A 13,248-nucleotide genomic window follows, 5' to 3' on the forward strand; every position below is an offset into this window, starting at 1 on the left:
CGTATGAGCCATTATTCTCGCCGAACTTTATTGAAGTCTGCCTTAGCCGCCGCCGGAAGCTGCGGTGTGGGGTCGCTGTTGCCCGCACAAGAGTGGCGCGGCACGTCTCGGCGCAACTCACGCGGGCTGATCACGCGCGAAGTGCAATCGAGCATCGATCAGGGGCTGCAGTACCTGGTCGAGCGGCAAACGATGGATGGCAGTCAACGCGGCGCGTTTGGTGCCGATGGCTACCGCGCGAATACGGCGGTCGTCGGCCTGGCCGGCCTGGCATTCATGGCCGCCGGTAGTTCGCCCAATCGCGGACCGTATGGAGCGAACATCTCCGCTTGCCTCGACTATCTGCTGGCCAACACGCAAAGCGGCGGGTTCGTTGCGCTACCCAACGCGCGCACGCATGGACCCATGTACGGACACGGGTTCGCGACACTGTTCCTGGCGGAAGTTTACGGAATGACCAACGCTCCGGAGCTTCGCGATACGGTTCGAGCAGCCATCAAGCTGATTGTCGACACGCAGAATGCCGACGGAGGCTGGCGTTATCAGCCGGTCCGTAGCGAAGCCGATATTTCGGTAACGGTCTGTCAGATGATGGCTTTGCGTGCGGCCAGGAATGCCGGCATCTTCGTCCCGAATGAAACGGTTGATCGCTGCATCGATTACGTTACCCGCAGTCAGAACGCCGATGGGGGCTTCAGCTATATGCTAAGTGGCGGCCCTAGTGCGTTTCCGCGTTCGGCCGCTGGCGTTGTCGCACTATACAGCGCCGGTATGTACGAAGGGGAAGTGATCGAGCGGGCCCTGAAGTATCTGGACGACAACCTTCCCCAGGAAAGCACGTTCCGTGGGAATAACCATTTCTTCTACGGCCAGTATTATGCGGCTCAAGCGTTTTGGCACGTGGGCACACAGCGGTGGGATCGATACTACCGCATGATCCGCGAAGTGCTGACCGAACGACAGACGGCCCAAGGTTTCTGGACCGACTTTATCTGTCCTGAATACGGCACTGCGATGGCTTGCATCGTACTGCAACTTCCCAATAACTATCTTCCTATCTTCCAGAAGTAATCATTTTGCTTGCTCGTAGTTTCATCTTTGCTTGGATCGCACTCGCTGCGGGCGTCGCCTATGGTCAGACACGTCTTGACGGTCCTCTGATTGCCATCGGTAAACGAGAGGCGAACGTTGCAATCACCGAGATCCCGTCGATCGATCGTTGGAAAACCAGCGACGGTGACATCAACGCCACCAGCGTTGTTCGGTTTGGCAACCCGCATTTGATTCGTGACGATGGCGTTGTGGTGTTCGAGGATGGTTCTCGTATCGTGGCCAAGGAACTTCGTACCGAAGGGACGCAACTGCACGCCTACAACCGCTTGTGGGACGAACTCACGTTTCCCATGCGTCCGTTGCGGGGAATCCTGCTTCGTTCCTACTTGGATCCCGACAAAACGCAAATCTCGCTCGATCGTATTCATGCCTACGATGGCACACGCGATCGGTTGCTACTGGCCAATGGCGATTACATCGACGGCACGTTTCGCCGGCTAACTCCATTGTCGGTCGAGTTTCAAATCGGCGATAAGGCTTTGAAACTGGATCGCAAGCGGATCTCGGAGATTCACTTCGCTCGATCGGCCGGCAAGTTGCCGACGGTAGAGCAGGGGGTTTGGGTGGGACTTCGCGATGGCTCGATGGTTTTAGCCACCGAACTGTCCCTGGCCGATGACATCCTGCGGATGCGTCTTAGCCAAGGCATTGCTCTGCGATCTTCCACCCTGGAAAACCCGTTTGTCTACGTGGCTTACTTGCGCCCGATTGAGACCGATGTCCGTTATTTAAGTGATCTGGAAGCGATCGGTTTCAAGAGCCTGGGCTTCTTGAATACGAACTGGGACTACCGCCAAGACCGCAACGTCCAAGGGGGAACACTCAAGTCCGACGGTTACGTCAGCCAGAAAGGTCTTGGCTTGCACGCGACTTCGCGTCTGGCTTACAAGGTCGAGAATCAAGCGGCCCGCCTGAAAGCGAAGGTCGGCATCGACGACGACACCGATGGTGCCGGCAGCGTGATCTTTAAAGTCTTTGTCAGTGAAACAGGAAAGTCGTGGGAAACGATCTACGAGAGCCCGATCGTTCGGGGTGGTCAGGCACCGTTGGATGTCGATGTTTCTGTACAAGGCATGAAAGGGGTCGCCCTGGTCGTTGAGTATGCCGACGGAGCCGACGTCCTGGACCATGCGAACTGGATGGATGCCCGGTTCGAGATGGAGTGAACCGCAGCGAGGTGCATACGATGAAGCTTACCAATATCATCATGCATGATGGCTCGCGTGACTTCGGGGCTTTGCCAGAGTGCTACCCCTTCGAACAGCTCCGCGATCACATCGCCAGGCTGCCAGGTGCGAAGGTTACCGGTTTTGTTTCCGATCGAGTGACCGAGGCGTGGCTTGATTTCCGATATCGCGGTCACAGGTTCTCTGCCAACACCCAGTGTAGCGAGTGGTGGTTCTTCGTTGATGACCCGCAGTGCCCAGACGAGATTCTGCTGGAAGTGTTGACCTACTGCGCAAAAAAGCTGGGGCAAGGATAACCTCGCCCCAGCCTGATATGACTATCTGAACAGCGTGCGCTTACGCACCGTACTTTTGCAGACGACCGGCATTGGCCATGGCCAGGCTCATCAGGTACTGAGCTTCAAACAACCCCAAGCCGCCGCGGCAGGCAGTTGCTTCGCCGAAGGTCGTGTGACCGTCCGGTCGGCAGCAGTTCGAGTACAGCAAGGTAGGAACCGGGTGCCAGCTGTGGCTGGCCAGAAACGACGGAGTGCTGTGGTCGCCGGTAACGATCAACACGTCTGGGTTCAGCGCCAGGATCTTGGGGATCTGAGCGTCGAACTCTTCGGTTCGCTTCACCTTGGCATCGAAATCGCCATCTTCGCCGCTCGAGTCGGTGTACTTGAAGTGGATGAAGAAGAAGTCGTACTCTTCCCAGTGTTGCTTCAGGACTTCCAGTTCTTCATCCAGCGAATGAGCATCACCCAGGATGTCCATACCGACCAGGCTCGCCAGCCCTTTGTACATCGGGTAGACGGCGATCGCACCCGCTTTCAGGCCGTACACTTCGTCGTAGGTAGGAATCGATGGCTTGGCCGAGAAACCACGCATCGTCAGGCAGTTGGCCTTCTTCTCGTCCTTAAGCATCTCTTTGGCCGCTTCAAAGAACTGCTTGGCGATGACAGCCGTCTTTTGGCTCGCTTCGTCGGCACCAACCGGATCAAGCGGCAGAACGCCGGTGGCTTGCGGGTCGGTATCGGCAACATGGCCGCCCAGGCCATCACCACCACGGAAGACCACCACGAAGCGGTGTTCTTTTACCGGCTTCACGATCACTTCCACGCCGGGAATCTTGATCGCGTTCAGGCTCTCGGCCAGCGGGGCGCTTTCTTCGGTTGGGATACGGCCGGCACGGCGATCGGTGATCTTGCCGTCGGCATCGATCGTGCAGAAGTTGCAGCGAACGGCGACATCACCTTCCTGCAAAGGAAGGCCGATACCCGTTGCTTCCAACGCACCACGACCGATCAGGAACTTCAGCGGATCGTAGCCGAACAGACCAAGGTGACCCGGACCGCTACCAGGGCTGATGCCTGGCTTCACGGGGATGCTTCCCCCTTGCACGCTCTTGGCGGCCAGGGCATCCAGGTTGGGTGTCTTGGCTGCTTCCAGTTCAGTCTTACCGCCTGGTTCGTGTGGCAGCCCACCCAGGCCGTCTCCGACAAACATGACGATCTTTGTGTTGTTCTTGGTCTTTAGGCTGCGCACCAGGTCGATTTGGTCCATGGCGTTGCTCTCTTTGCGATCTAACAAGTGGATGGGTGGGTAATTTGCATCAGGGGCACAGCCGTCAATTATCGGTTTTTTTGCCCTAATCACAACCATAGCTGATTGGCAGGGAATACACCCTAAACCTTCATCTAGGCGGTACTTGGCAGCGATTGTCGACGTCCGTTATGGTGGTGGAAGTGAATTTGCGACAATGATCAACCGGCCAGCACACAGCTCTGCCGCAAACCTCCCAGGGAGAATCACTTCCATGACGCTCAAGCTCATTTGGCACGGACACGGTACCTGGTCGCTACATACGGCGGACCACAAGATCCTGGTCGACCCATTCTTCTCTGGCAATCCGGCGGCTGATATCGCAGCCGATGCCGTCGAGGCCGACACCATCCTGCTGACGCACGGTCATGGCGATCACGTGGGGGCGAAGGGGGACGGAACGTACGACATTGTCGATATCGCCAAGCGAACCAAAGCCCACGTTGTGGCAATCTATGAAGTAGCCAACTGGCTAGGTGCTCAGGGCGTGGAAGAAGTCACCGGCATGAACTTGGGGGGAACACTCAAGCTGCCGTTCGGCTCGGTTCAAATGACGTTGGCCCTGCATAGCAACGGATTGCCAGATGGAACGTACGGCGGCATGCCGGCGGGGTTTGTGGTCGAGGTAGCAGGCCGCAAGGTTTACTTCGCTGGCGATACGGCTTTGTACAGCGATATGAAGTTGATTGGCGACCTGGTCCTGGATGCGGCGGTGATTCCCATTGGTGACCTGTACACGATGGGTGTTGAAGATTCGATCCGCGCGGTAAAGCTTCTTCAGCCGAAGCATGTCATCCCGGGGCACTACAACACGTGGCCCCCGATCGCCCAGGATGCCGCTGCCTGGGCCAGCAAAGTCCGCCACGAAACCAACGCGACCCCGCACGTGTTAGAGCCGGGGCAGACGTTGGATATTCACTAATCATCGGGACTCTGGTTTCCCGAGCCCCAGCGGGGCGAAAAGATAATTGCCCAGGGCGTTGGCCCTGGGTAAGCATCAAGAAACGAAGCGAGCCCCGTTGGGGCTTGCCTGTTTTGATATCACCGTACCAGGGGCTCGCGCCCCTGGCTATTATCTGCCGTCCCTTTGGGACTTAAGATGCGACCTTACGCTGCTTTCGAGCTTTGTCCGTCTCTCTTCTCTTGGGCCAGATGCGACAGGATGTACTCTGCACCTCGGCTCGAAGCTCCTTGGCCTACGACGCGCTGCTTCAACGCACGCAACTGCTCGACCGTCTTGCGGGTTGAGCTCGGCTCTTTCAGCCAGGCCGCAATGCGACGAGCCATATCGTCGCTGCGATTGCGGTAGGTCAGGTACTCAGGAAAGACCACCTCGTCGGCTCCCGGGGCATCGGGGTCGTACGTGTAATATCCGTTCTCGTAAAACAATTTGTTTTGCGAAAGCAGGTTCACCAGCGTGATGTACTTGACTTTGCGAAAATGGCTTTGCACCCAATGACCAAATGCGCTGATCTTGTAGTGCACCACCGAGGGCTTTTCATGGTACAGCAGTTCCAGCGAAACCGAGCCACTGCAAGCCAGGCAGCAGGTCGCGCTGTGGATCAGTTCCGGAGTCAGGTCCACATGGACCTCGGCTTCCACGCCGGAAGCCAAAACGTGTTCGAAGGCCGCTGCGGCGTATTTGTCGTTAAACGCCGCAATAGCGAAACGAACATTGGGTACTTCCGCTTTGATCTTCTTGGCCGTCTCTAAAAAGACCGGCAGATTCGAACTGACTTCCTGGCTACGCGAGCCAGGCAGCAGCGTGACCAGAGGGGTGCTGTTCTCGTTTTGCTGGCGGACAAAGTCGGTATCGAGGACCTGGTTTTCCAGTTCGTCGAAGTAAGGGTGTCCGACGTAGGTCGCGTTACAGTCTCGCTCGCGGTACCAGGCTTCTTCAAACGGAAGCTTGCACAGCGCGTGATCGACCAGGCGGCGCATCTTGTTCACGCGCCACTCGGCCCAGGCCCACAGCTGAGGTGTACCATAGTAGAAGACCGGAATTCCGTGCGCCTTAGCGCGGCCGGCAATCCACCAGTTGAAGCCTGGGTAGTCGATTAAAACAACTGCGTCCGGCTTGTGTTCGCGAAAGTAGCGATTGGCCCGCAGCATCAGGCCAATGAAGTTGTGCAGATTGAGGATGGCGCGCAGAAACCACATGATGGCCCAACGCGTCAGGTCCTCGTGAAGTTGGCAACCGGCTTCGGCCATCTTGGGCCCGCCGTAACCAACGCATTTTATGTCTGGTCGGCGCGACTTGAGGGCACGAATTAAATTCGCACCGTGCAGGTCGCCGCTCGGTTCGCCGACGCTGAAAAATATCTCCATCGGTTCCGTCAACCTTTTTAGCCCGCCTTGCGTCTTGATTCGTCTTCGAAGAACGCGACACGCAGATTCGGATGGATATCTGCAGGTCCGTTTGCTTCGCTGAAATCGACTTGGGTCCATCGCTGCTGTAACCAGCGGTGCCCGGCCCAGTCTTTCCAGGACCAACAATCGGGAAGTGGAGAGGAATCTGTCGGCTGGCCACCGATCGTATGAGACGGACAAACAGCGACTCGGTACCCTTGCATGCCAACCAGTAAGGGCAAGCCGCGGCTGAGCCCTTGTATCTGTGGCAAGCGGACCAAGGCTTCACGGCGTGCTCCCCACACCAGCCGCGAAACGTCCCATCGTGTGTTACCTCCCATGCGCCGCGATAGCCAACCGGGAACGATTCGCAACCCTGGCACATGTTCTTTGCTTGCCGAAACAAGCACTAAATCCTGCTGGATCAACTGCTGCAACAATCCGTGTAGCATGCCACGCGGAATGCTGGTCTCGGCCGGCAAGTGGACAATCATTTCTCCTTCGGCTACCTGAGTCCCGCAAAACAGGGCCGATGAATATGTCCGAGGCCGATGTATCTCTACCCGGCGAATGCCCTCCCGTTGGTCGAAGACCTTCGGGGTGTCCTGGCTATCGGCGGCAAGAGAGAGCAGAATCACTTCGCTAGTAAGTTCACTTGCGCGCAGAATCTCCGTCATCGTTTCCACCTGCTGACGGATCGATTCGTTCCAATCGGCGTAGGGAATAAACAGAGACAACTCGCGCATACAAGGGCTCACTACGAAGCGAATCCAGGGAAATAATCGGGCGAGAGTATGTCAAAACAAGCCAATCACCGACAGGCCAGTTTCAAAAGAGAGGATCCCACTGCTAGCAGCACCCCCGGCAAACGCCGTAACTCCGCAAGAATCACCCACTTCAAGCCATCTGGGAAAGATTTCTATCGGTGATATCATCGGGACGTGACGATAGTAAAACGGAGCGAGCACCTTTGTTGAATCTCCTTCTGATAGCTCGCTATGGGGCCAATTGATGAACACGATATCGCTGATTGCACAGAACGCCGGATTTCTCCCGACCCGCGGCTCGATCATGATCGACTTCGTCGCCGCGGCGATGTTCGGCATTATCCTGGTGCTGGGGGTGAGCATTTACCTGGTGCGTTATCGCCGAATGTATCAGCTGCACAAGTGGATTCAGATTGTCACCGGCGTGGTGCTGCTGGTCGCCGTTACGGCGTTTGAAGTCGACGTGCGATTCTTTACCGACTGGGAAGCTCTAGCGGCACCCTCCAGCTTCAGCTCGGCGACCGTCCACGGCTTGCTTTACTTCCACTTGTTGTTTGCTATCCCGACGCCGCTACTGTGGATTTACGTCATCTGGCATGGACTCACGAAGTTTCCGAATCCAGCCGAACCAAGTCCCTACAGCCAGACTCATATCTTTTGGGCACGCCTGGCCGCGATCGGCATGCTGCTGACGGCGGTCACTGGGTGGGTATTCTACTACGCGGCGTTCGTGGCGTAGATAGATCGCAAAGCGAACGTTACACCCGACTGGTTTGAAACATTGGCTGTCGGACGTTCTCCGGTTTAGAATAAGGCTCTCGTCACCGATAGGATTCTTCCTTTCTTGAGAGCCTTCCCATGAGATGTCCATTCTTTGCAATATTCTTCACGCTTCTGGCCAGCACCCTCTTCGCTGCTGATCGTCCCAACATCCTGCTGTTCACTGCCGACGACCTGCATGCCGAGTCGCTGGGTGTGTACGGGGGAAAGCCGGAAGGGCTGACGCCGAATCTCGATAAGTTCGCGGCCGAGAGTATGAAGTTCAACCGGGCTCATGTGAACGCCGCTATCTGTGCTCCCTGTCGGGCGATCATCGCCACAGGTCGGTATAGCCATCGCTCGGGGGCGATGGGCTTCATGCCGGCGAGGGAAGACGTACCGGATATCGTCAACACACTGCAGGCCGCCGGCTATCGTGCCGGGATTCTCGGCAAGGTCGGGCACTCGACGCCGAAGAAGTCGATGAAGTGGGACTACAGCTTCGATCAGAAAGATCTGGGCAACGGCCGCAATCCTCAGATCTATTACGAGCGAGCCAAGACCTTTTTGAAAGAGTGTCAGGACGCCGGCAAACCGTTCTACTTCATGGTCAACTCGCACGATCCGCATCGCCCTTACTGTAATCCCGATAAGCTTACCCCAGGGGCCGCGATGCCTTCGAAGGTTTACCGGGCCAAAGATGTCGACGTGCCAGGTTTCCTACCGGACTTGCCAGGCGTACGTGCCGAGCTGGCAACCTACATGAACTCGACTCGTCGTCTGGACGACACGTTCGGCAAAGTGATGCAGGCCCTCGAAGAGTCCGGCGAAGCCGACAACACGCTGGTGCTGTTCATCACCGATAACGGCATCGCCGTTCCTTTCGCCAAGTGCAACACCTGGTTCCACAGCACGCACAGCCCGCTATTGGTGCGGTGGCCCAAGCATATCAAGCCAGGCTCGATCGACGATCAACACTTTGTTTCGGTGGTCGACTTCTTCCCAACGTTTGTCGACGTGACGAAAGTCGCCGCGCCGGAAGGGCTCGACGGGCGTTCGTTCCTGCCGCTACTCAAGGGGGAAGGGCAGGAGGGACGCGAGTATGTCTTCACGCAGATCGACTCGAAAGCAGGGGGAGCAGCCGTGCCGATGCGTTGCGTGCAGAGCGATAACTACGGCTACATCTACAATCCCTTCAGCGACGGTGAGTATTACTATCGCAACAACAACGAAGGAATGACGATGGTGGCCATGAACCAGGCCGCCAAGAACGACCCTGCCATCCAGGCCCGCGTCGACTTGTTCCGCTATCGTGTGCCGGAAGAGTTTTATGATTTGAAGAATGACCCCAACTGTCTCAATAATTTGATCGACAACCCTGACTACGCCGATAAGATCAAAGAGCTACAACAGCAACTGGTCGCGCAGATGAAAGCGACCGAAGATCCCATGCTGGCCGCGTTTGTCAGCCGCGATGATCGCGCCACGGTCGATAAGGTGCTGACCGCGACTTACGGCAATTGGAAAGCTAAGGGAAAGAAACCCAAAAAGTAAAAGGCTGCGATGAAAATCACCATCGTCGGTACTGGTCGTGTCGGAGCAGCGATCGCCTTCGCGGCCACCATAAATCCAATGGCCAGCGAACTGCTGCTGTTGAACCGCACACGGGACACGGCCGAAGGGGAAGCGATCGATCTTTCGCATGCCACGGCCACGCAAAACAGCAGCATGCGAATTCGGGCAGGCGATATCGCTGATTCCGCCGGTTCCGATGTGATCATCTTTACCGCGTCGGTTCCCTACGGCGATCCCAATCGCAAACGTTTGGAACTGGCCAGCGATAACCTGGCGATTCTCAAGCACTGGATTCCTCCACTGGCCGAGGCCAGCCCCGGGGCGATCATCATCATGGTCAGCAACCCGGTCGATGCGATGACCTACGCGGCGCTGAAGCTCTCTGGCTTTCCGCCTCATCGCGTGCTTGGTACCGGAACGCTGCTGGATAGCGTTCGCTACCGGGCCATGCTTTCGACCGAGCTCGAAATCCATGCCGACGACATCCGGGCGTATATCTTGGGGGAACATGGCGACACGCAGTTCGCCGCGCATTCGCTATCGGTAACGGGTGGCGAGCGTTTCTACCCGAGCGATATGTCACGCCGCTTATTCGAGAAGACCGTGAAGATCGGCTACGAAGTGTCGCGGCTCAAAGGGCACACTAGCTACGGTATTGCCCTCGGGACGATGATGATCCTGGACAGTATCGTCTACGACCTGCGTCACACGATGCCTGTTAGCGTGTTGATTGAAGAGACCTTCGGCGTCAACGACGTTTGCTTGAGCCTGCCGGCGGTGATCGGTCGGCGAGGGGTGACTCGCGTGCTGAGGCCACCCCTTTCGGAAGAGGAGCAAGCCGCGTTTCAGCGCAGCGGGGAAGCGGTTGGCCAGTGCATCCGCAGTATGGGCACAATCATGGAAGATCGAAAATAAACGACGTCTGCAAGCGATTGGCGGCACCAATCTCGCCGTTGATATTCTCGCGAATACCGTACAGGTACTCTGTACCGATCCGAATACGATCAGATGGCTGCCAGATCAGGTTAACGGCCAGGTAGGTCGTTTCATGAACATCGGTGCTTACTTGTCCTGGTAGATTGTCCAGGGTGTTTTCCGCATAGGTGAAGTTCGAGCTCCACTCATCATTCCAGTCGTGCGTTACCCCTACCATCCAGCCGAGCATGCCCAGCAGATCGCTTTGGGTTGCTGAAAGGGGGGCCGCATCTGGCAGGCCGCGATAGCTTCCGATACCGTCACCGAAAACAATCTGGTAGTAAGCTTTGGTGCTGGGTTGTACGAGCATGGCCCCGGTGAAATTGAAGCCCCAGGCATAACGCTTGATCATCTCTCGGCCGTCAGGCTGAAAGCCTCCGATACGGTGGAGTGACGCGACTTGGAATTGCCCCCACTCTTTGTCCCACCGCAAGTGCCCGACGAAGTCGGGAGAAGGAGATCGCGATTCCCCCATGACTCCCATCGGAGCGTCGATAATGAAACGTGTGTCTTCGACCGCAACTGCCAACTCGATATCTTCTCGCAGGAAGAACGTGGTCCAGCGGGCCTGGGCCTGGCGGCGATTGACCGACGAGACCGAACCTTCGAAGTCGAGCGTCGCTGGGGCTGCCGATGTATCAGTAAACGTGGTGAACGTTCGCCCAACCAGCAAATGGCCAGACTCGCCATAGGCATGACGCAAGCGAAACTGGTCGTTTTGGCTGAAGAAGTCCCCTTCTACGTAGATTCGCACCGTTTGATCGTTCATCGCCCGCCAGCGCGTGTCGAAACTCAAACGCGTTTGCCGGGCATGGAATCGCGAGTTTGTCCGCGGCGGTGCACCAACCGGGATCGTTGTCGTGTCGAAAGAGTCGGTCGAGTCGATCGGATCGAAGTCGTAGATGAAGTCAGCTTTCACGTACCCGCCAATCTTCATGGCAACGTTGTCTCCGTAGATGATCAATCCATCATCGAAGGAGGGGGCCGAGTAAAAGTCGAAGCCAACATCAAGATGGCGTGACTCACTCATGAACGCTTGGTCTGTAAAGTTCTGCAGTACGGGATCGACAGTCTCCGGTTCTTCCTGGAAGAACTTCGCAGAAACTGGCAGCAACTTCGGAGGCTGGGGAGGTATCAATTCCGTAGGCTGTAAATTCGCGGAAGCCGACGTCACAACCGGCTGAAAGTGCGAAGCCAACGTCACCTCGCCCGGTGGAGAATGGCCCGAAACCGGATAGGCTAGCTGATACCCGAAGTTGGCTGTAACGCTGGGATACGCCTCGTCCGCATCACGGAACCAGTCATCGGCGCGAAGGTAACTGGCGGATATCCAAACCACTCCCATAACCAGGCACAGGACCCAGCTTCTGCCTGCCGTGGCAGGATGCGCGGTTTGGAATTGGTGAAGCATGGACCTGTTCAAACAGTAGGAGCGTGTCGGATCTCGGAGGCCCAGCCGTTTAAGGACACTTGCTGGCATTGATAGCATGGTACCCCCTGGGACTTCAGAACTCGTCCATTTCGATATCGCTACATCCGCCTGTTAAACTTTAACGACTTTGCGGACTACGAAAGATATTCGGCGAAGGTCTTACCCGGGGTGCCGCTTGGCCCCGAAGGTGTGCTTGGTGGCAAGCATGACGGCCTGGGCTTCAGTATTGCTATCGCACTAGGAAGATAAGGGGTTCTCGCCGTCGAACATGCGACACATGATTGCCTCGTTGTCGATCGTGCGTAACAGAATGGAAATGCGGAACGTCTTCCCACACACGGCCGATTCAAACTCGGGGCACTCCTGCACCAATAAGTCGAAGACTGACTGGGCGTGTTCAGCAATCTCTTCCGCTTGGCTGTCGGAAAGCTCGGCGTTGTAGGTGTAAATACCACAGGCAAGCTCGTTGACCGGCTGCATCCGAAATGCGGCACCGTCATACATCAACGTTGCCCCATCCAGAAAGTGCCGCATCGATTGCAGGTAGTCTCCGTCTTTCGACTTGACCTGACGCGAATGGAGAATGACAAACTCTTCCGGCCGTTTGCCGGCCAGACGTGGTATCAGGTAATTTCCACCGTAAGCAAATGCCAGCATGCCAATGCCGACACCGCCGGCTGCATGTGCCACCATTTCAAACCAACTGAATATCAGGAGAACGAGCCCCAAATACCAGATTGGTCCGTGAAGTCGGTAGAATAGAAGATACCACCAAGGAGAAGGCGAACTCTCTTGTCGTGACTGCTGCGGCGACTGGTATGGGTTATTCATAATTACGCTGAGAATAGTCGTGGACGAGATACCCGCTGACAAAATCGACGAGCTGTCGGCACTGCCAGATGTGCCGGTACGACCGATCGAAGATTAGAGCCCCGACGGGTGATCGTGGTCTTCCAATTCACGGGTAACCTTCTCGCCTTGCACGCCGGCGTAAAAGACGATGATCTCGGCATCGCTCTCGCCGTTGTTCTCTCCCCAGTGCGGCTTCTCGACCACTTCAATCAGCGAGTCGCCGGCCTTGAGCTTCTTCGTCTGGCCGTTCTCCATGTGAACGTCGAGTTCTCCCTTTAGCAGAACGCCAGCGTTGATCACAGTGTGCAAGTGCAGCGGTGTTTTCGATCCCGCGGGAATGACGATCCGCAGAATAGTGATCTCTGGTTGCCCCTTGGGATAGGCCGGCAGCGGCTTGCCATCCCAGGCATCGACCGACTTGGCTAGAACGGTCACTTTTAATGGCCCACCCGGATCGTGTGCCCAAACCAGGCTCAGTCCACCCATCACGACCAGTCCAAGAGAAATCATCCAGGGGCGTGCGAACCAGTTCATCGGAGACCTTTTCATGTGCTGGAGCGAGGGAATTAGACCGATAGCCAGATACGCTGCGAGTGTAGCATTTTTTGGAAGACATGCCTGCAAAAAACGTTACCGGTATGCAGCGTATGACCCG

Annotated in this window: 13 protein-coding genes; 7 read left to right on the top strand and 6 right to left on the bottom strand. The window is 56.6% G+C overall.

Annotated features, from left to right (window positions below; genetic code table 11):
• The first annotated feature begins 3 nt into the window (after positions 1–3).
• From C5Y96_RS05390 to C5Y96_RS05400, 3 genes are read left to right on the top strand one after another with little or no spacing between them, the layout of a single operon-like run.
• A complete protein-coding gene (locus C5Y96_RS05390; protein WP_105350643.1) occupies positions 4–1,071 on the top strand; it encodes a prenyltransferase/squalene oxidase repeat-containing protein in 1,068 nt (355 codons plus the stop codon).
• A gap of 5 nt (positions 1,072–1,076) precedes the next feature.
• A complete protein-coding gene (locus C5Y96_RS05395) occupies positions 1,077–2,279 on the top strand; it encodes an NPCBM/NEW2 domain-containing protein (RefSeq protein ID WP_105350645.1) in 1,203 nt (400 codons plus the stop codon).
• Between the two features lie 20 nt (positions 2,280–2,299).
• On the top strand, positions 2,300–2,596 hold the full coding sequence (locus C5Y96_RS05400; RefSeq protein WP_146115523.1) for a hypothetical protein: 297 nt from the start codon (positions 2,300–2,302) through the stop codon (positions 2,594–2,596).
• 40 nt (positions 2,597–2,636) lie between these two features.
• On the opposite strand, the gene C5Y96_RS05405 is transcribed toward C5Y96_RS05400, so the two are convergent.
• Complete coding sequence (locus tag C5Y96_RS05405) at positions 2,637–3,845, bottom strand: 2,3-bisphosphoglycerate-independent phosphoglycerate mutase (RefSeq protein WP_105350650.1); 1,209 nt, start codon at positions 3,843–3,845, stop codon at positions 2,637–2,639.
• A 253-nt stretch (positions 3,846–4,098) separates the two neighbouring features.
• Between C5Y96_RS05405 and C5Y96_RS05410 the strand changes: the two genes are divergently transcribed.
• Positions 4,099–4,806, top strand: coding sequence for a metal-dependent hydrolase (locus C5Y96_RS05410; RefSeq protein ID WP_105350651.1), 708 nt, complete (start codon positions 4,099–4,101; stop codon positions 4,804–4,806).
• Between the two features lie 185 nt (positions 4,807–4,991).
• Here C5Y96_RS05410 and lpxB read toward each other — a convergent pair whose 3' ends face one another.
• On the bottom strand, positions 4,992–6,212 hold the full coding sequence (lpxB, locus tag C5Y96_RS05415; protein WP_158261103.1) for a lipid-A-disaccharide synthase: 1,221 nt from the start codon (positions 6,210–6,212) through the stop codon (positions 4,992–4,994).
• 17 nt (positions 6,213–6,229) lie between these two features.
• A complete protein-coding gene (locus C5Y96_RS05420; RefSeq protein ID WP_105350653.1) occupies positions 6,230–6,979 on the bottom strand; it encodes a hypothetical protein in 750 nt (249 codons plus the stop codon).
• A 265-nt stretch (positions 6,980–7,244) separates the two neighbouring features.
• On the opposite strand from C5Y96_RS05420, the gene C5Y96_RS05425 reads away from it, so the two are divergent.
• The 3 genes from C5Y96_RS05425 to C5Y96_RS05435 all read left to right on the top strand — a co-directional run bounded on the left by C5Y96_RS05425 (position 7,245) and on the right by C5Y96_RS05435 (position 10,249).
• Entirely contained in the window at positions 7,245–7,739 is a 495-nt protein-coding gene (locus C5Y96_RS05425) for a DUF420 domain-containing protein (RefSeq protein ID WP_105350655.1), read from the top strand.
• 119 nt (positions 7,740–7,858) lie between these two features.
• On the top strand, positions 7,859–9,313 hold the full coding sequence (locus C5Y96_RS05430; RefSeq protein ID WP_105350657.1) for a sulfatase: 1,455 nt from the start codon (positions 7,859–7,861) through the stop codon (positions 9,311–9,313).
• 9 nt (positions 9,314–9,322) lie between these two features.
• Entirely contained in the window at positions 9,323–10,249 is a 927-nt protein-coding gene (locus C5Y96_RS05435; RefSeq protein ID WP_105350659.1) for a lactate/malate dehydrogenase family protein, read from the top strand.
• Here the strand turns inward: C5Y96_RS05435 and C5Y96_RS05440 are convergent.
• The 3 genes from C5Y96_RS05440 to C5Y96_RS05450 form a co-directional block, all read right to left on the bottom strand.
• Positions 10,230–11,720, bottom strand: coding sequence for a DcaP family trimeric outer membrane transporter (locus C5Y96_RS05440; RefSeq protein WP_105350661.1), 1,491 nt, complete (start codon positions 11,718–11,720; stop codon positions 10,230–10,232). The two genes, C5Y96_RS05435 and C5Y96_RS05440, sit on opposite strands and share 20 nt — an antisense overlap.
• Before the next feature lie 258 nt (positions 11,721–11,978).
• Positions 11,979–12,434 carry a hypothetical protein gene (locus C5Y96_RS05445; RefSeq protein WP_146115524.1) on the bottom strand — a complete coding sequence of 152 codons (456 nt, stop codon included), beginning with the start codon at positions 12,432–12,434 and terminating at the stop codon, positions 11,979–11,981.
• Positions 12,435–12,665: 231 nt separating this feature from the next.
• Positions 12,666–13,127, bottom strand: coding sequence for a cupin domain-containing protein (locus C5Y96_RS05450; protein ID WP_105350665.1), 462 nt, complete (start codon positions 13,125–13,127; stop codon positions 12,666–12,668).
• Positions 13,128–13,248 lie beyond the last annotated feature (121 nt).

The sequence above is a fragment of the Blastopirellula marina genome (assembly GCF_002967715.1).
In the GTDB taxonomy this organism is placed as follows: domain Bacteria; phylum Planctomycetota; class Planctomycetia; order Pirellulales; family Pirellulaceae; genus Bremerella; species Bremerella marina_B.